Raw genomic sequence first — 17,465 nt, 5'->3', positions numbered from 1 at the left:
CGCGCGGAGCGGACGAGGCCCCGAACGGATCCCCTGATTACGGACTATCGAGCAGGTGAGCGGCGTCCGACGGCCATGTGGCGACGACGGGATCGCCCGCCTCCGCCGGAGCCGCGAAATAGGCGGCCTCATCCATCAGGACGACGAAGTCCTCCGCCCCCTCGCCGCGCAGGGTCAGGCGGACCTGCTGACCGTTGTATTCGGCCTCGGCGACCGTGGCGTTCAGGTGGTTCGCGCCCGGCGGGAGCGCGTCGGCGGCGGTCGGCGTCGGCGTCGGCGTCGGCGCTGGCGTCGGGCGGCGGGTCAGGGTGACGCGGTCGGCGCGCACGGCGAAGGGAACCGGTCCGCGCCCTGAGGCGGCCCCGGCGGAGGTCTCGGCGGTGGACACGGTAAACCGTCCGCCCTGTGGGCCGGTGAGGATCGCCGTGTCGCCCTCCACACCCTCGAGGGGAGCGGACAGCACGTTGTGACCGCCGATGAAGCGGGCGACGAAGGGGGTTCGGGGGCGGGTGAAGACCTCGCGGGGCGGACCCGCCTGCCGGATGTGGCCGTCTTCCATGACGACCACCAGATCGGCCAGGGCGAGGGCTTCTTCCTGGGAGTGGGTGACGTGGATGAAGGTGATCCCCAGTTCCCGCTGCAGGCGCCGCAGCTCGGCGCGCATCTTGACCCGCAGGAAGGGGTCGAGCGCCGACAGCGGCTCATCGAGGAGCAGGACCTTGGGGTCGGTCAGAAGCGCCCGGGCCAGGGCGATGCGCTGCTGCTGCCCACCGGACAACTGGCCGGGCATGCGCTGGGCATGGGCCTCCATGTGCACGAGCGTGAGCATCTCCATGGCCCGGCCCCGGCGTTCGGCCTTGGAGACGCCACGCATGCGCAGGCTGAAGGCGACGTTGTCGACGCAGGTCAGATGGGGAAACAGGGCGTAGTCCTGGAACATCATGGCCGTGCCCCGCTTGGCCGGGGGCAGGGTGGTGATGTTCTGGCCGTCCAGGATGAGGTCGCCGTCGGAAATGGTCTCGTGGCCGGCGATCATCCGCAAGGTCGAGGACTTGCCGCACCCCGATGGGCCGAGGAGACAGCAATACCCGCCACGAGGAATTTTCAGATTTATGGCGTCCACCGCGACGGTCGCGCCGTAACGCTTGGTAACCGCGGCCAGTTCCACCTTGCCTTGCAGGGCCATGCGTCGTCTCCGCCGGACCTTCCCCCGTCTAAGGCGCGCGGCCCGAGGACGGGGGCTTCCTTGTTGACACGATTGTCAACAATGGGTTCAACAATAAGCAATCGCTATGCCAGAAACTGAAATGGCCGGAGAACCAAGAGCTTAGGGTTCGTCCGCGCAGGGGTGTTGGTGCGCCATTGACCACAAATGGTGCGACAAAAACAGAAGTGATGAAAAAGAAGGCATTCGCGCGGTTTCGCCCGCGTTTCAGCCCGTCCGGGAGTGCGTCTGGTGAGGCGGACCCGCCGTATGGATGTGCGCCTTTGGTCTCCCGCTGACCGCGGCCCAGGTCCGGGCCGGGCCCGGTGCGATCCGTTTCAGGGATTTCGGCGGGTTTACACCCCGGAGGCGGACCGGGCGATCCCCCTGTGGGTGCCCTCTTTTTCATCACAGCCGTGCGGTGTCATCGGACCGACGGCGTGAATAGGCCTGGCCTCAGCTCCCGGCGGCACCGCCCGCGCCGTGCGAGACCGAGGCGATCGAGAGCGGCGCGATGGTTCCGGTGATGAAGGACGACGCGGGGGAGGGCATTCCGCCGAGTGCCGTCTCCGTGGACGGTCGCGCCCTGCCGCGCAAGGTCCGCGCGTCGATCGCCTTCGCCGCGCAGGACCTCACCCGGGTGAATATCATCGGGCCCAGCCGGGGCCGCGCTTGAGTCGCGCTTGAGCCGCGCCCCGGCCGGGCCGTTGCGGGGATCAGGCGGTGACCAGTTCCTCCAGTGCGGCCTCCAGGATATCCATGCCCTCCTCGGCCAGGGCTTCCGGCATGGTCAGCGGCGGCAGGAAGCGGACGACGTTGCCCAGAACGCCGCAGGTCAGCACCATCAGCCCCTTTTCCGCCGCCTTGGCCGCGAGCGCCTTGGTGAGGGCGGCATCGGGCGCGCGGGTGTCGCGATCCGTGACCAGCTCCATGGCCAGCATGGCGCCCAGGCCGCGCACCTCGCCGATGCAGGCGAACTGGTTCTTGGCGGCCATGGCCTCCAGGCGGCCCCGGATGATGCCGCCGATCACGTCGGCGCGGGCGACCAGCCCTTCCTCCTCGATCACGTCGAGGACCGCCAACGCGGCGGCGCACGACATGGGGTGACCGCCGTAGGTGCCGCCGATGGCCCCGACCTGGGGATGATCCATGACCTCGGCCTTGCCGACCACACCGGAGATCGGGAAACCGCCGCCGAGCGACTTGGCCACCGTCATCATGTCCGGGGCGACGTCCGCGTGTTCGGTCGCGAACAGCTTGCCGGTGCGGCCGAACCCGGTCTGGATCTCGTCCATGATCAACAGAATGCCGTGCGTGTCGCAGATCTGGCGCAGGGCGCGCAGAAAGGTCGGCGGCACCGGGTTGAAGCCGCCTTCGCCGCGCACCGGCTCGATAATGAAGGCGCAGACGCGGCTGGGCTCGACCTGGGCGCGGAACAGGGTGTCGATGGCGGCCAGCGCGTCGGCCTCGGAAACCCCGTGGTACGGATCCGGAAACGGCACGTGGAAGATATCGGCCGGCAGAGGGGCCACGCCGACCTTGTAGGGCACGACCTTGCCGGTCAGCGCCACGGTCAGCAGGGTGCGGCCGTGGAAGGCGCCGGTGAAGGCCACCACCGCCGGGCGGCCGGTGGCGATGCGGGCGATCTTCACCGCGTTCTCCACCGCCTCGGCGCCGCTGTTCAGGAACAGCGACCGCTTCGGCCCCGGCCCGGGCATCAGCGCGTTCAGACGCTCGGCCAACGCCACATAGGGCTCGTACGGGTTCACCTGGACGCAGACGTGCGCGTAGTCGTCAAGCTGGGCCTTGGCCGCCGCCATCACCTTGGGGTGACGGTGGCCGGTGGCCAGCACGGCGATGCCGCTGGCGAAGTCGATGTAGCGCTTGCCCTCGACGTCCCAGATCTCGCTGTTTTCGGCCCGGGCGGCATAGACCGGCTGATTGGTGAACAGGCCCCGGGGGACAGCGGCTTCGCGCCGCGCCTGAAGGGACACATTGGTGGTCATGGGTTCCGCTCCTAAGGCAGAGAAAGGGGATCACGTTCGGCGGTGGCGAGCACGGCGTCGCACAGCACGGCGCAGCCGGTCGCGGCCTGGGCGGGGTCGATGGCTTCGGCCGGGTTGTGGCTGATGCCGTCGACGCAGGGGATGAAGACCATCGCGGTGGGCACGACCATGGACATGTAGACGGCGTCATGGCCGGCGCCGGAGACAATGTCGCGGTGGCGAAGGCCGCGCGCGGCGGCGGCGGCGCGGACCCGTTCGACCAGCCCCGGGTCGAAGGGCAACACCGGGAAGCTCCAGAAGTCGCGAAGCTCGACGGTGCGGCCAGCGTCGGTCAGGCCGGCGACGGCGGCCTTCAGCTCCGCCTCCATGGTGTCCAGCACCGCCGTGTCCGCGTGGCGCAGGTCGATGGTCAGGGTGCAACGGCCGGGGATGACGTTGCGCGAATGGGGATGGACGTCCAGGATCCCCACGGTGGCGGAGGCCTCCTCGCCGTGCGCCGCGCCGATCGCCTCCACGGCCAACACCAGCGTCGCGGCCGTGACCAGCGCATCCTGGCGCAGGCGCATCGGCGTCGGTCCGGCGTGCGCCTCCCGCCCGGTGACGACGGCATCGTACCACCGTTGGCCGCGCGCCCCGGTGACCACGCCGACCTCCAGGCCGTCGGCTTCAAGCACCGGGCCCTGTTCAATATGCGCCTCGAAATAGGCCGCGACCGGATGCGCCGCCAGCGATGCGGGCCGCGTACCGCGCCAGCCCAGCCGTTCCAGATCATCGCCGAGACGCGCGCCGTCCTGGGCGACTTTGTCGAGAATCTCCGCCTCGGTGAACCGGCCGGTGAACACGCCGGAGCCCATCATCGGGGGGGCGTACCGCGCGCCCTCCTCGTTCATCCAGACCGCGATTTCCAGCGGATGGCGGGTGTGTCTGCCGGCGTCGTTCAGGCTGCGCACCACCTCCAGCGCGGCGAGCACGCCATACACCCCGTCGAAGCGTCCGCCCGTGGGCTGGGTGTCCAGGTGACTGCCCATCATCACCGGAGGCAGGGTGGGATCCGTGCCCGGACGGCGGGCGAACAGGTTGCCGATGGCGTCGGTCTCCAGGGTCAACCCGGACTCACGGCACCACCCGCTGAACAGGGCGCGGCCGGCGGCGTCCAGGTCGGTCAGCGCCTGGCGGCCGCTGCCGCCGCCGGGGATCGGACCGATTTCAGCCATCTCCATCAGCGACCGCCAGAGCCGGTTGCCATCCGGGGTGATCGTCGGTGCCGTCGGTGCCGTCATGGGGGGAACCGCCTGCGTTGTCATGATGCGGCCCGGCTGCGGGCGCGCAACTCCGTCAGGGCGTGGATGGTGCGCAGCGTCGGCACCTCCACCCCCACCCTATCCGCCAGTTCGAGGACCGCGCCGAGGATGGCGTCCAGTTCCAGACGGCGGCCCGCCTCATAGTCCTGAAGCATGGAGGTCTTGAACGCGCCGATCTCCGCCGCCATCGCGATGCGCTCATCGATGCTGGCACTGAGGGTGATCCCCAGCCGTTCGGCGACGGCGCGGGATTCGGTCATCATCCGCGCGGCCACCTGCCGAGTGCCGGGGTCGTGGCAGAGCGCGTCCATCCGCGCCCCGGTCAGCACGCTGATCGGGTTGAAGCACAGGTTGCCCCACAGCTTGATCCAGATCGCCTGGCGGATGACCGGGGTGGCCTGGGCGTCGAACCCGGCGCGGCCGAAGACATCGACCAGCGCGCTCAGCGCCGGCGTGGACCGCCCGGCGGGGTCCCCGAACACGAAGCGCTCGCCCTTGACGTGGCGAATGGCGTCGTCGCCGTGACGCTCCACCGCCACATGGGTCACCGCCCCGATCACCCGGTCCGGATCGATCGCCGCCGACAGCACGCCGCCCGGATCGACCGACGTCAGGGTCCGACCGCTGAGGGGCGCCGGCTGATCGACCGGGTACCACCACGGAATGCCGTTGAGGATGGGCACCACGACCGTGTCCGGGCCCGTCAGCGGGGACAGGTGGTGCAACACACCGGGCAGGTCGTGCGCCTTGACGCAGAGCAGCACCGCGTCCCGCGGTCCCAGAGCGACCGGATCGTCGGTTACGGTCAGGGGGGTGCGCACGACGCGCCCGTTCGGGGTGGTCAGGCTGAGGCCGCCCCGTCGGATCGCGGCGGCGGCGGCGGGGCGCCGCACCACCAGGGCCGTCTCGGGCGCGACGGCGGCGAGACGGGCGGCGACGAGGCATCCGACCGCCCCGCCCCCGATGACGGCGATCCTCACGAGGGGGGGCCTCCCGACGGCGGATGGGACGCATGCCACGCCTGACCCGGAATGGCGTCCAGAAGGGCCCGCGTATAGGGATCGGTGGGGTGTCCGAAGACCTCGGTGGCTGCCCCGTACTCCACGATGCGGCCATGCTGCATCACACCGACGGTGTCGCAGATCTGGGCCGCGACCCGCAGATCGTGGGTGATGAACAGCATGGCGAGGTTGAGCTTCGCCTTGATGTCCGCCAGCAGGTCCAGCACCTGGGCCTGCACCGAGGCATCCAGGGCCGAGACCGGCTCGTCCGCGATCAGCAGTTGGGGCTCCATGGCCAGGGCGCGGGCGATGGAGATGCGCTGGCGCTGACCGCCGGAGAACTCGTGCGGATAGCGGCCGCCCGCGCTGGCGTCCAGCCCGACGACGCCGAGCAACTCGCGCGCCCGGGCCAACGCCTCCGCCCGGGGGGTGCCGAAGGCGATCGGCCCCTGGGCGATGATCTCCGCGACCTTGTGGCGGGGATTCAGCGAGGCATAGGGGTCCTGAAACACCATCTGCACATGGCGCCGGAACGGTCGGAACCCGGCGCGGTCCAGCGACAGTAGATCGGTACCCTGGAACAGGATGCGCCCGCCGTCCGGCTTCAGCAGGCCGACGATGGCCCGCGCCAGGGTGGACTTCCCGGAGCCGGACTCGCCCACCAGACCGACCGTCTCGCCCGGATGGATGGTCAGATAAATGTTGTCGGAGACGACCAGTTCCGTGCGTTTGCTGACTCGGGTGCCGCCCGACCGGTAGACCTTGGTCACACCCTCGGCCGCCAGCAGCGCCGGACCGCCGCGCGCCACCGTCGCGTCCGTCGGCCGCCCGTGCGGCAGGGAGTCGATCAGCGCGCGGGTGTACTCCGCCTTGGGCGCCGTCAGAACCTCCTGGGCGGGCCCCAGTTCCACCACCCGCCCGTGCCGCATGACCGCGACCCGGTCGGCGATCTCCGCCACCACGCCGAAGTCGTGGGTGATGAACAGCACGGCCATCTTGTGCTCGCGCTGGATGGTCTTGATCAGATCGAGGATCTGCTTTTGCGTGGTGACGTCGAGGGCGGTGGTCGGCTCGTCGGCGATCAGGATGTCGGGCTTGAGCGCCAGGGCCATGGCGATCATGACGCGCTGCCGCTGGCCGCCGGACAGCCGGAACGGATAGCTCTTGCGCAGGGTCTCCGGCGACGGCAGCCCGACCGCGTCCAGCATCTCCACGACCCGGGCCTTGCGGGCCTTGCGGTCCAGGTCGGTGTGGATGATCAGGGCTTCCTCGATCTGGTCGCCCACGCGCATCAGCGGGTTCAGGGCGGTCATGGGCTCCTGGAAGATCATGGCGATGCGGTGCCCGCGCAGCGCCCGCTGCTCCGCCTCGCTCATGGCCACGATGTTCTGGCCGCGATACAGGATGCGCCCGGCGGCGATGCGCAGGTCGGGTTTCGGCAACAGCCCCATGATGGCGTGGGCCGTGACCGACTTGCCCGAGCCAGACTCGCCGACGACGCACAGGATTTCGTCGGGGTTGAGGGTGTAGCGGACCTTCTCCACGGCGAACGGGCGTTCCGCCTCGTCCGGCAGGGCGACGGTCAGGTTCTTGATCTCGAGCAGCGGCGGCGCGACGCCGGGGGCCTGGGTCTCTGTCTCTGTCTGGGGCATGGGTCAGGCCGTCCTCTTGCGGCGCAGGCGCGGGTTGAAGGCATCGTTCAGCCCCTCGCCGATGAGGTTGAGGCCCAGCACCGTCACCAGAATGGCGACGCCCGGGAAGAAGCTCATCCACCAGGCTTGGCGCAGCACCGTGCGGGCGCTGCCGACCATGAAGCCCCAGCTCATCGCGTTCGGATCGCCCAGGCCCAGGAAGGACAGCGAGCTTTCCAGCAGAATCGCCGTCGCCACCATCAGCGAGGCCGAAACGATGATCGGTGACAGGCAGTTGGGCAGGATCTGCTTGACGATGATGGTGCCGTTGGACTGGCCGCAGGTGACGGCGGCCTGCACGAACTCGCGCGAGCGCAGGGACAAGACCTCGCCCCGCACCAGCCGGGCCAGCGGCGCCCAGCTCACCAGGGCGATGGCCGTCACGATGCTGGTCAGACTGGGCGTGAAGATCGCGACGATCACCACCACCAGCACGAAGTTCGGGATGGTCTGGAACAGCTCGGTGAAGCGCATCAGCAGATCGCCCAGCCAGCCGCCGTAATAGCCGGCGATGGCCCCGATCAGCACCCCGATGAAGACCGCCGCGAGGGTCGAGGTCAGCCCGATCAGCAGGGAGACCCGGGCGCCGTGGACGATGCCGGCGGCGATGTCGCGGCCCAGCATGTCGCTGCCCATCAGCATGCCGTCGGTCATGGGCGGGGCGAACGGCAGGCCGACCATGTCCCAAGGGTCCTGCGGGTACAGGACATCGGCGAACACCGCCATCAGGATGATGACTGCGACGATGGCGAGCCCGATCACGGCGCCCTTGTTGCGGGCGAAGGCAAGGAGGAAATCGCGGGTCATGTCGTGATCTCCACCCGCGGATCGATCAGCACGTACAGCAGATCGGTCAGGATATTGAAGGCGATGACCAGCACCGAGGTGACGAAGAACACACCCAGCAGCACTTGATAGTCCCGCTGCAGCACGGCATCGAAGGTCAGCCGGCCGAGGCCGGGCCACGCGAACACGCTCTCCACCAGGATCGAACCGCCAATGAGCTGGCCCGCCTGGATGCCCGCGACTGTCAGGATCGGGAGGATGGCGTTGCGCAGGACATGGCGGGTGACGATGTTCCACTCGGTCTGGCCCTTGGCGCGGGCGGTCTTGACGAAGTCCATCGAGGCGACCTCAAGCGCCGAGGCCCGCATCATCCGGGTGTAGACGGCCATGTAGAACAGGCCGAGGGTCACCACCGGCAGGAACATATGGGACCCGATGTCCGCCAGCTTCTCCACGCCGGAGTAGCCGGCGCCGATGGTCTCGTAGCCGAACGCCGGCAACCAGCCGAGGTTGACCGAAAACACCAGGACCAGCATCAGGCCGACCCAATAAATGGGCGTGGCATAGGACAGCAGGGCCACGACCGTGATGGCGGAATCGGCCCATTTGCCCACGTTCAGGGCCGCCAGAAGGCCCAGGGCAACGCCACCCACTAGCGCCAGCACGAAGGCCGACAAGGTCAGCACCACCGTGGCCGGCAGCCGTTCCAGCAGCAGATCGGCGACCGGCCGTTGCTGGCGGAAGGAGAACCCGAGGTCCCCCTGAACGATGTGGCCGACATAGGTGCCGAGCTGAACGTAGAGCGGCTGATCGAGGCCGAACTGGGTGCGGAGCTGGTCGACGAAGGCCTGGTCGGCCGCGCCCGCCTCGCCGGCCATCACCGTGGCTGGATCGCCCGGTGCGGCGTGGATCAGCAGGAAGTTGAGGATGACGACGACCCCGAGGACCAGGACCGCCTTGACCAGACGACTGAGCAGAAATTGCAGCATGGGCGGCACGAGGGCAGATCCTCCGGTCCGGGGGGCGGCCGGCACGCGGACCGGGGTCCGTGTGCCGGCGCCTCGGGTGAGCGGTCCCTACTCGGGGGAGATCCACGTGTCGGCGTAGGTCTCGTTGACGCCGATGGCCGTGGTGATCGCGTCATGAACGCGGGTGTTGAGGATGTTCGGGAACTCCATCTCCAGCAGCCACGCCACCGGCACGTCCTCGACAATCAGCCTCTGGAGCTGGGAGTAGTCGTCCTGACGCTTTTCGGGATCGACTTCCTTTGCCGCCTCTTCGAACAGCCGATCCACCTCGGGGTTTTTGTAGCCCATCGTGTTGGTGAACAGCACACCCTGGCGGATGTTCGAAGACAGATAGGTGCGGCTGACCCCGATAGAGGGATCGGCGTACTGGTACAGGAAATCGGTGGTGATCTCGTAATCCCAGTTGGCGACCCGCTTGCCCCAACCGGCGGCATCGGTGCTTTCCAGAACCACCTTGACCCCGACCTTGCCCAGGGCCTGTTTGACGTATTCGGCCAGCCGCTGCCACGTCTCGCCGTAGGCCAGGGGCAGGAACTTCACCGTGGCGCGCACGCCGTCGCCGTCGGGCTCCAGACCCATCTCGTCCAGCAGGGCGATGGCCTTGTCGGGATCGTAGTCATACCGGGGCACGTTCGGGTCGTAATACTTGGTGACCGAATTGATCGGCCCGGTGGCGACACGGCCGAGGCCGAACCAGATGCGGTCGCGGATGAACTCCCGGTCCAGGGCGTACAGGATCGCCTGACGGAAGCGCTTGTCGCCCAGCGGCTCGACACGGTGGTTGATCTCCAGCCACATCAGCGGGGCCACGAACTCATAGCCTTTGCGGATGACCTGAAGGTGCGGCAGGGCGGCGAGGCGCTGGACGTCGAACGGCTCGATGTCGTTGTACTGGGACTGCATGACCTCGCCGTTTTCGAGGGCCAGGGCGCGCGACGCGGCGTCCGGAATGACCTTGAAGTAGATGTCATCCAGGTAGGGCTTGCCCTCCTGCCAGTAGTTCGGGTTCTTGACCAGGTGGATGTAGCTGCCCTTGACCCACTCGTCGAACATGAACGGCCCGGTGCCGATGGGCGTGTTGTTGTTCGGGTTGTTCTGGTAGTCGGTGCCCTCGTAGATGTGCGCCGGCATGATCGGCGTGGTGGACATCTCGAAGCCTTGCAGGAACGCCGGGAACGGCTCCTTCAGGGTGATGACCACCGTCCGATCGTCCGGCGCTGTGATGCTCTCGGCGCGCGACATCAGGGCGCGGGCGCGCGGGTGGGTGTCGGGCAGGAACTTGGTGAACGAGAACAGCACATCCTTGGACGTGAACGGCTCGCCGTCATGCCACGTCACACCCTCTTGCAAATGGAAGGTGTAGGTCAGGCCGTCGTCGGAGACCTCCCAGCTCTTGGCGAGGCTGGGGCGGGGCGACAGGTCGAAGTTGTAGGTCAGCAGGCTTTCATAGATCTTGCCGGCGACCGTCTGCGTCGGCGCCTGCTGGTTCAGGCCCAGGATCAACATCGGCGGTTCGGGCTGGATGATCGCCGTCAAGGTCCCCCCATGTACCGGGGTCTCCTCAGCGGCCACGGCCTGTGGCGGCGCCATCAGAGACGTCCCGGTGCAGGCCAGCGCCGTGGCGACCGCCAGACTGCGCAGGAAACGGATCGGGTGTTTCATATCTGAATCCCTCCTGTGGTCATCCGACCGTCGGACCGTGTGGGCCCTCCGGTCGGCTCAGCCGGCGCATAGGGCACCGACCCTCACGCTCCCCCCTGGCGAGACAGGCCGCACCACGCTGCCATGAACAGCGCCAGAACAGCCGTCACGTCCCGCAGGCTTTGCAGCGATACGGACTCGTCGATGGTGTGAATGGCGGTGGCCTCCGGGCCGTAGCAGGTCGCCGGGGTGTCGCCGTACAGGTTGAAGAAGCGGGCGTCCGTGGTGCAGGTGCAGGCGATGGTTCCGGCCGGCCGCCCGGCCACGGACCGGTGCGCGTCGTCCAGCAGGCGCAGCATGGGATGGTTGGCCGCGATCTCGAACCCGGGCGCCTGGAACCCCTGCCACGTCACCGTGGCGGCGCAGCCGGCCAGACGCGGGTCGGTCTCAAGGGCCTTGCGGATGCGCTGCTCGACGGTGGCGCTGGCCTCGGCGGCGGTCATGCCGGGGTAGAAGCTCAGGCGCCAATGGGTCGTGCAGGTCTCCGGGACGGACGAAGTCCACTCGCCGCCCTCGATGCGCCCGAGGTTGAAGTTGATGGGGTGCGGCACGTCGGCATAGGCCGGATGGGGGGCCGCGTTCCATTCGGCCTCCAGCGTCTTCATGTGCTCGGCCAGAAGCAGGGCCGCGTCGATGGCGCTGGTGCCCTTGGTGCGGTCGATCATGTGCGCGGCCAGCCCGGTTACCGTGATCGAGCACCACAGCACGCCGATCTGTGCGGTCATCAGGGTCTGCGCGAAGGGCTCGGGGATAATCGCCGCGTCGGCGCGGTATCCCCGCACCAGACAGGCGAGCGCGCCGTTGCCGGTGCATTCCTCCTCCACCACGGATTGGAGAAACACCGGCGCGGCCGGGGCGTAGCCCAGCGATTGAAGCGCCTTGAACGCCAGGGTGTAGGCCACGATGCCGGCCTTCATGTCGCCGGAGCCCCGGCCGTACAGGCGGCCGTCGCGCACCACCGGCTCGAACGGCGGATGGGTCCAACGGCTGGCGTCGCCCGGGGGCACCACGTCGATGTGGCCGTTCAGGATCAGCGATTTGCCGGTCGTCTGTGCCGGGCGGTGGCAGCCCACCACGTTCCGCCGGCCGGCGTAGGAGATCAGCGAGGGCGAATAGCCCGGATGGGTCCGGATGGCCGCCTCGTCGATCTCGAAGGCATCGACCTCCAGGCCGAGCCCGGCGAAGGTCTCGGCCATGAGGACCTGGGCGCCGGCCTCCTGCCCCATCTGGGAGTCCTCGCGCACCAGCGCGGACAAGAGGGCGATGGCGTCGTCCTGAAGCCCGTCGACCGCCGCACCGATGGCGGTTCGAAGGGCCGCATCCAGAGCGTCGAATTCCGTTGCAAGGCTCGTCCCGTCCGCCATGACCGTCCTCCCGACTCGACCTGTCGCGTCTTCGACCCCATCAGCAGAGCCCGCGCCGGGCGGATCCGGCAAATTGCGATTGTTGATTTATGACATTCGTTTGATTTATGTGAGGTGCGGAACCATCGGATCTCCACGGGCTTTTTGCCCGATGGCAGCCGGTTTTTCAGGCAGGATTTCCGCCGATAAAAGCCCAATGCCGTATTTGGGGGCACGTGTTTCGGCGTTCTCGGGTTCCGGTCTTAAACCAAATTTATGGGGAAGCCCGCCATGGAGTCTCCCGGTCACGCCGATCCCGACCGCTTTACCCGGGCGTTGGACTGGAACCTGCTGCGCACCTTTATGGTTGTGGTGCAGGAGGGCGGCATCACCAGCGCCGCCTCCCGCCTGTACCTGACCCAGCCGGCCGTCAGTCAGGCCCTGAAGCGGCTGGAGCAGAACCTCGGCCGCCAGCTTATCGAGCGCGGTGGGGGGCGCTTCCAGGTCACGAAAGCCGGCGAGCGCATCTACCGTGAAGTGGTGGAGATCTACGGCAACATCTCCCGGTTCGACCTGTTGATGCAGGATGTGAGCGACGAGATTTCCGGTCATGTGCGCATGTTGATGATCAGCCGGGTGCAGACCGCCCTGCTGGACGATGCGCTTCAGAGCTTCCACCAGCGCCACCCCCTGGTCACCTTCCGCGTCGATGTGCAGTCGGCGGTGGAGGTGCACCAGGGGCTGTTGCAGAAGACGGGTGCCATCGGGATCTGCCTGATGCGCGAGCCGATGCCGGGGCTGGACTCCGAGATCCTGGCCCGCCAGACCTACCGCCTGTATTGCGGTGCGTCCCACCGGTTCTTCCGCCAGGGCGCCATGACGGTGCGGGACCTGCGCCAGGAGAATTTCGTCTCCTTCGTGTCCGACCAGATCGACGGCATGCTGTCGCCCCTGGCCGTGTTCCGCGCCAAGGAGGGATTCGCCGGCCGCGTGATCGGGGCGTCCTCCAACCTGGACGAGGTGCGCCGCATGATCGTCTGCGGGCTGGGCATCGGCCCCCTGCCGGAACACATCGCCGCGCCCGACGTCGCGGCCGGACGGTTGTGGCCGTTGCCCCCGGAAGAAGGGGTGGCGCCGGTCGACATCCACGTGGCGTGGAACCCGTCGGCGCGGCTGCTGCCGGCCGAGCAGGCGTTTCTCGACCACCTGTTGGGCCGCATCCGCGACGTGCCCGCCTCGAAACGGCGCCCCCGGTAACGGTGTTCCCGCCGAGGACCGGTGGTGACCCGGGTTCAGCCCGCACGCCGCTCGTCCACCGCGTCCCCCGGAGAGGCGGGCACTGCGGTCGGGGTCTCTCCCTCGGGCCGTGCCGGCTTGGACACGTCACCCTACCGCGACCGCGCCGCCCCGAGTCCTCCTCATGCAAGCCGTTCGAACACGGCGGCGAGCCCCTGGCCGCCCCCGATGCACATCGTTTCGAGTCCGTAGCGCGCCGTGCGGCGCTCCATCTCACGCAGCATCGTGGCCAGGATGCGCACCCCCGTGGCGCCCACCGGGTGTCCGAGCGAGATGCCGGAGCCGTTGACGTTCAGCCGGGCAAAGTCGTCCGGCCCAAAGCCCCAGACCGTCGTGCAGGCCAGGACCTGGGCGGCGAAGGCCTCGTTCAGCTCGATGAGGTCCATGTCGGCCAGCGTCAGCCCGGCGCGTCCCAGCGCCTTCTCGACCGCCGGGACGGGGCCGATGCCCATGCGCTCCGGTCCGACGCCCGCGACACCCCAACTGACCAGCCGGCCGAGCGGCTTCAGCCCGAGGGCTTCGGCCTTTTCCCGCGTCGTAACGAGGCAGGCGGCGGCGGCGTCGTTCTGGCCGCTGGCGTTGCCTGCCGTCACGGTCGCCTCCGGGTCGGATTCGGCCAGGATCGGGCGCAGCGCCCCCAGGGAGTCGCGGGTGGCGTCGGCGCGCGGATGCTCATCGGTGTCGAAGATCTGTTCGCCCTTGCGCGTCTTCAGGGTCACGGGCACCCGTTCGTCGGCGAACCGGCCCGCTGCCTGGGCCGCGACCGCCTTGGCGTGCGACCCCACCGCGAAGGCGTCCTGGGCGTCGCGGGAGATGGCGAACTCGCGACGCAGGGTCTCGGCGGTCTCCAGCATGCCGCCCGGCACGGGGTGGAACCGCCCACCGGAGGTCACGCGCCCGCGCCCGATGCGACAATGCAGGGCCGCATCCCGGCCGCGCAGACCCCAGCGCATGCCCATGGTGTAGTACTCGGCTTGGCTCATCGATTCGGCACCGCCGGCGATGATCAGATCCGCCGCCCCGGTCTGGACGCACATCGCCGCGGTGATGACGGCCTGAAGGCCCGATCCGCACCGGCGGTCGATCTGCGTGCCCGGCACCGAGATGTCGAGGCCGGCGTCCAGCGCCGCGATGCGCCCGATCGCCGGGGCCTCGCTGTTCGGATAGACCTGCCCGAAGATGACGTCGTCGATCGCCTCACTCGTCACCCCGGTCCGGCGCACCAGCTCTTTCACCACCGTGGCGGCCAGATCGGCCGCGGGCACGTCGCGGAGGGCTCCGCCATAGCCCCCGACGGGGGTCCGGATCGGCTCGCAGATGACCGCATCACGCATATAAGGGCGTTCCTTCTCAATCCAGTCGCGGCCCGCCGGGGCGCCATGGTGCGCCCCAGTCTCGCCGCATCAGTCTCGCCGCACCCGTCCGCGCGTCAACGACGGAAGCGCCACGCCGTCCCTCAGGCGCCCCCGTGACGACGCCCGCGCCGGTGTCTGCCGTTGCTGCCGTGGACGAGAGGGGAGGCTCGCGGTGAGCGCGGCGGTCATCTCCCCGGCCGCGACCGGCGCCACGCCGATCCGGCCGGGAGCCCGGCACACGGCGACGCCGCTGCTGTCCACAATCTCGGGTGTCTGGGGGGAACCACGAGGGCTCCGTGGTGCTGTGGGCCCTTGTGCTCGCCACGCTGTGGGTGGCCGCATTGCCCTGGTGGTTCTTAAGCGCCTGGGACTCGGCCGCCGCCATGGGGTGCCGCCCGACGGCCGGCCGCAGAGCCTGTTCGTCGGGCGGCCGTCATCACTCGCACTTTTCGTACTCCGTGATCGTGCCGCTTTTCAGATTGTACTTCTTCAGCTCGATCCCGGAGACGGTGATGGTGTAGTCGGTGGTGCCGCTGTGCGGGCTGTTCAGCTTGTTCAGGCGGAATTCGATCCGGTTGGTTACGGGGCTTTCATAGCGGTAGCGCCCCCGGGCGAACCCCCAGTTGGTCGGACCATCGCGCCAGCGGTAACCGCCGTTGGACAGCACGATGAGGGGCGCGCTGTCGCTGTCGCAGGCGCCGCCGACCACCCAGGTTCCGGCGAACTGCTCCGGCAGTTCGGTGGTCCAGCCGTCGACCGGCCCCGCCGCCTCGTCGGGCGCCGTGCCGGTCTTCTCCGAAATGCTGTCCAGATAGATGACGATGGCCGCCGAGGCCCCTAGGGCCACCACGGTGCCGACGATCATTTTCCACAGGGGCGGGGCGTTCGGATTCGGATCCGGCTGGGACATCAGGCCGCCCCCGCCGTCGCCCAGGGAACGGCTTTGATGCCGCGCGTCTCGAACCGGGCGATCCGGATCGTAGTGGACCAGTGGGTGTCTGGCAGTCCGGCCTTGCGCATCAAATGGGTCAAAAACGCCTCCGGCGTCGGCAGTTGCTCCCAGACCTGGGGCAGGAAGACCCCGCGCCGGCCCTGGTCCTCCAGGATCAGGCCGTCCACACCGGGCTGCATCCGCGCCAGCAGATCGTCGCGATCGGTGACCGGCATCGGCATCGGCGGCGTCAGCACCGAGACCGACAGCCGCAACCCGGCCAGTTCATCATGATCCACCGGCGGAAACCGGGAATCCCGGAAGCCGGCGTTGAACCCGTGCTCGGCCACATCGCGGGCCAGCGGGCGCCGTGCCTCAACCGAGCCGATGCAGCCGCGCAGGGCGTCGTCCTGGGCGCGCGTCAGGGTGACGAACGCGGCCCCCGGCGCTTGTAGGGGCGGCGGCTCGTGCGTCAGATCGACCGGCCGGGGCCGACCGTACAGCGTGCCATGCTCCAGGCTTGTGGCGGCCAGCCGGAGCAGTTCGGCGCCGTGCTCGCGCACCAGGGCTTCGGTGGCCGCGACCGGGTCGTCCGCATTGGCGGCGACCTCACCCGAAGCTGCACCGGCGGCGATATGCCCGGCCCCCTGTTTGGGCGGGTCCGTCTCATGGAACGCCCAGGCGCCGTAGCCGACCACGCGGTCCCGCGAACCGGCCGTGTCGCCGCTGTTGCGCACGTCCAGCCGGTCCACCCGCAGGCCGCGCTGCCGCGCCAGGGCGAGCAGACCGTTGACGGCGGCGCAGCCGCAGGCCTCGTGCGGGCCGATGGCGGTGGGGTCCAGGGATTCGATGGCGGCGGCGGTGCCCGCGTCCTTCCGTTGGCAGGTCTCGTAGTCCAGGAAATGGCTCAGGTCCGAGCTGATGACCACCGCCGTCTCCGGCCCGCCCCACAGAGCGTCCAGCGCCCGCGCCGCCTGCGCCGGGTCGCAGCGCCCGATGACCAGCGGCACCAGCGCCACGGCGTCCAGCACGCATTGGAGGAAGGGCAGATGGACCTCCAGGCTGTGCTCGGCCGCGTGCGCCTTGTCGTAGACGGTAACGTCGGCGAGCCTCTCCAGGCGCGCGCGCGCCCAGGCCTGATCCAGCCGGATATCGCCCAAGGGGGTGTGCCACGCCGCAGCCCCCGACAGCGCGAGGCCCGCGACCGGCACCCGATGGGTCGGGCCGACGAGCACGATACGCCGCAGCCGGTCCCGCGCCGGTTCCAGCCGGACATAGGCCTGCGCGGCGACGGCGCCCGAATACACATGGCCGGCGTGCGGCGCGATGATGGCCTTCGGCACCGGGGCGTTGTGGGCGCGCCCCCGCCGCGCGGCGTCCACAAGAGCGGTGACGGACTGGCGGAGCGCGTCGGGATCGTCCGCGTAAAAGGTGCCGGCGACGGCGGGCGGCCGGATGGTGGCGGGCGCGGCGGCGTGCGTCATGACCCGGACTTTCCTTGCTGGCGATCAACAGCTTCGGCGCGAGTATACTCCCGAACCCGGCCGGTCCCAAGGCTTGTACGGACGGGACTCGCTTGACGGGTGCGCGCGGAACCGGCACGGTGAGGTGGCTCACCCGGGGAGTCTCGACAAGAGGCTGAGATACTGATGGCCGGGGCCGTAGGGCTTCCGTGCAGCGCAGTGACCCGAAGAACCTGATCCAGTTCACACTGGCGTAGGGATGGTGCCCCGGCTTCTCGGGTCTCACAGGGTCCTTCGGCGACAGCGCCGCACACACCCCGACCTCCGACACGAAGCCCCCTCCATTCTTCCACGCAGAA

The 17,465-nt window shown here is 69.0% G+C and carries 14 protein-coding genes and 1 riboswitch; of the genes, 2 read left to right on the top strand and 12 right to left on the bottom strand.

Annotated elements, in window-relative coordinates:
- Window positions 1-37: 37 nt before the first annotated feature.
- Window positions 38-1,186: an ABC transporter ATP-binding protein gene (locus tag GGD82_RS10225; protein ID WP_150061476.1), complete on the bottom strand. Its 1,149-nt coding sequence runs from the start codon at window positions 1,184-1,186 to the stop codon at window positions 38-40.
- Between the two features lie 532 nt (window positions 1,187-1,718).
- Between GGD82_RS10225 and GGD82_RS10220 the strand changes: the two genes are divergently transcribed.
- Window positions 1,719-1,880 carry a hypothetical protein gene (locus GGD82_RS10220; protein ID WP_184013265.1) on the top strand — a complete coding sequence of 54 codons (162 nt, stop codon included), beginning with the start codon at window positions 1,719-1,721 and terminating at the stop codon, window positions 1,878-1,880.
- A 40-nt stretch (window positions 1,881-1,920) separates the two neighbouring features.
- Here GGD82_RS10220 and gabT read toward each other — a convergent pair whose 3' ends face one another.
- From gabT to GGD82_RS10180, 8 genes are all read right to left on the bottom strand, one after another.
- Window positions 1,921-3,210, bottom strand: a complete 1,290-nt coding sequence (gabT, locus tag GGD82_RS10215) for a 4-aminobutyrate--2-oxoglutarate transaminase (RefSeq protein ID WP_150061477.1) — start codon at window positions 3,208-3,210, stop codon at window positions 1,921-1,923.
- 11 nt (window positions 3,211-3,221) lie between these two features.
- Complete coding sequence (locus GGD82_RS10210) at window positions 3,222-4,490, bottom strand: Zn-dependent hydrolase (protein ID WP_150061478.1); 1,269 nt, start codon at window positions 4,488-4,490, stop codon at window positions 3,222-3,224.
- 20 nt (window positions 4,491-4,510) lie between these two features.
- Window positions 4,511-5,491 carry a ketopantoate reductase family protein gene (locus GGD82_RS10205; protein WP_150061479.1) on the bottom strand — a complete coding sequence of 327 codons (981 nt, stop codon included), beginning with the start codon at window positions 5,489-5,491 and terminating at the stop codon, window positions 4,511-4,513.
- Window positions 5,488-7,164: an ABC transporter ATP-binding protein gene (locus tag GGD82_RS10200; protein WP_150061480.1), complete on the bottom strand. Its 1,677-nt coding sequence runs from the start codon at window positions 7,162-7,164 to the stop codon at window positions 5,488-5,490. Before GGD82_RS10200 ends, GGD82_RS10205 begins: the two co-directional genes overlap by 4 nt.
- Before the next feature lie 3 nt (window positions 7,165-7,167).
- The gene (locus tag GGD82_RS10195; protein WP_150061481.1) at window positions 7,168-8,010 is read right to left on the bottom strand and encodes an ABC transporter permease; all 843 of its coding nucleotides are present in this window, start codon (window positions 8,008-8,010) and stop codon (window positions 7,168-7,170) included.
- Window positions 8,007-8,978 (bottom strand): ABC transporter permease, encoded by a 972-nt coding sequence (locus tag GGD82_RS10190; protein WP_150061627.1) that lies wholly within the window; start codon window positions 8,976-8,978, stop codon window positions 8,007-8,009. Before GGD82_RS10190 ends, GGD82_RS10195 begins: the two co-directional genes overlap by 4 nt.
- Window positions 8,979-9,065: 87 nt before the next feature.
- Window positions 9,066-10,679, bottom strand: a complete 1,614-nt coding sequence (locus GGD82_RS10185; RefSeq protein ID WP_150061482.1) for an ABC transporter substrate-binding protein — start codon at window positions 10,677-10,679, stop codon at window positions 9,066-9,068.
- A gap of 83 nt (window positions 10,680-10,762) precedes the next feature.
- The gene (locus GGD82_RS10180; RefSeq protein WP_150061483.1) at window positions 10,763-12,082 is read right to left on the bottom strand and encodes a M20 family metallopeptidase; all 1,320 of its coding nucleotides are present in this window, start codon (window positions 12,080-12,082) and stop codon (window positions 10,763-10,765) included.
- Between the two features lie 270 nt (window positions 12,083-12,352).
- On the opposite strand from GGD82_RS10180, the gene GGD82_RS10175 reads away from it, so the two are divergent.
- A complete protein-coding gene (locus GGD82_RS10175) occupies window positions 12,353-13,318 on the top strand; it encodes a LysR family transcriptional regulator (RefSeq protein ID WP_150061484.1) in 966 nt (321 codons plus the stop codon).
- Between the two features lie 161 nt (window positions 13,319-13,479).
- Here GGD82_RS10175 and GGD82_RS10170 read toward each other — a convergent pair whose 3' ends face one another.
- The 3 genes from GGD82_RS10170 to amrB form a co-directional block, all read right to left on the bottom strand.
- Window positions 13,480-14,691, bottom strand: a complete 1,212-nt coding sequence (locus GGD82_RS10170; RefSeq protein ID WP_150061485.1) for an acetyl-CoA C-acetyltransferase — start codon at window positions 14,689-14,691, stop codon at window positions 13,480-13,482.
- A 457-nt stretch (window positions 14,692-15,148) separates the two neighbouring features.
- Window positions 15,149-15,622 (bottom strand): hypothetical protein, encoded by a 474-nt coding sequence (locus tag GGD82_RS10165; RefSeq protein WP_150061486.1) that lies wholly within the window; start codon window positions 15,620-15,622, stop codon window positions 15,149-15,151.
- A complete protein-coding gene (gene amrB, locus GGD82_RS10160; protein WP_150061487.1) occupies window positions 15,622-17,127 on the bottom strand; it encodes an AmmeMemoRadiSam system protein B in 1,506 nt (501 codons plus the stop codon). Before amrB ends, GGD82_RS10165 begins: the two co-directional genes overlap by 1 nt.
- A 124-nt stretch (window positions 17,128-17,251) precedes the next feature.
- A riboswitch (TPP riboswitch) is annotated at window positions 17,252-17,384 on the top strand.
- The last annotated feature ends 81 nt before the right edge of the window (window positions 17,385-17,465 follow it).

The organism is Roseospira marina, from assembly GCF_014197855.1.
Taxonomy (GTDB): domain Bacteria; phylum Pseudomonadota; class Alphaproteobacteria; order Rhodospirillales; family Rhodospirillaceae; genus Rhodospira; species Rhodospira marina.
This window is presented reverse-complemented; position numbering and strand designations above follow the sequence as displayed.

What these genes read in the sequence shown, in the direction of transcription:
- GGD82_RS10225 (WP_150061476.1), bottom strand. Translation starts at nt 1,186, where the DNA reads ATGGCCCTGCAAGGCAAGGTGGAACTGGCCGCGGTTACCAAGCGTTAC.
- GGD82_RS10220 (WP_184013265.1), top strand. Translation starts at nt 1,719, where the DNA reads ATGGTTCCGGTGATGAAGGACGACGCGGGGGAGGGCATTCCGCCGAGT.
- gabT (WP_150061477.1), bottom strand. Translation starts at nt 3,210, where the DNA reads ATGACCACCAATGTGTCCCTTCAGGCGCGGCGCGAAGCCGCTGTCCCC.
- GGD82_RS10210 (WP_150061478.1), bottom strand. Translation starts at nt 4,490, where the DNA reads ATGACGGCACCGACGGCACCGACGATCACCCCGGATGGCAACCGGCTC.
- GGD82_RS10200 (WP_150061480.1), bottom strand. Translation starts at nt 7,164, where the DNA reads ATGCCCCAGACAGAGACAGAGACCCAGGCCCCCGGCGTCGCGCCGCCG.
- GGD82_RS10195 (WP_150061481.1), bottom strand. Translation starts at nt 8,010, where the DNA reads ATGACCCGCGATTTCCTCCTTGCCTTCGCCCGCAACAAGGGCGCCGTG.
- GGD82_RS10190 (WP_150061627.1), bottom strand. Translation starts at nt 8,978, where the DNA reads ATGCTGCAATTTCTGCTCAGTCGTCTGGTCAAGGCGGTCCTGGTCCTC.
- GGD82_RS10185 (WP_150061482.1), bottom strand. Translation starts at nt 10,679, where the DNA reads ATGAAACACCCGATCCGTTTCCTGCGCAGTCTGGCGGTCGCCACGGCG.
- GGD82_RS10180 (WP_150061483.1), bottom strand. Translation starts at nt 12,082, where the DNA reads ATGGCGGACGGGACGAGCCTTGCAACGGAATTCGACGCTCTGGATGCG.
- GGD82_RS10175 (WP_150061484.1), top strand. Translation starts at nt 12,353, where the DNA reads ATGGAGTCTCCCGGTCACGCCGATCCCGACCGCTTTACCCGGGCGTTG.
- GGD82_RS10170 (WP_150061485.1), bottom strand. Translation starts at nt 14,691, where the DNA reads ATGCGTGATGCGGTCATCTGCGAGCCGATCCGGACCCCCGTCGGGGGC.
- GGD82_RS10165 (WP_150061486.1), bottom strand. Translation starts at nt 15,622, where the DNA reads ATGTCCCAGCCGGATCCGAATCCGAACGCCCCGCCCCTGTGGAAAATG.
- amrB (WP_150061487.1), bottom strand. Translation starts at nt 17,127, where the DNA reads ATGACGCACGCCGCCGCGCCCGCCACCATCCGGCCGCCCGCCGTCGCC.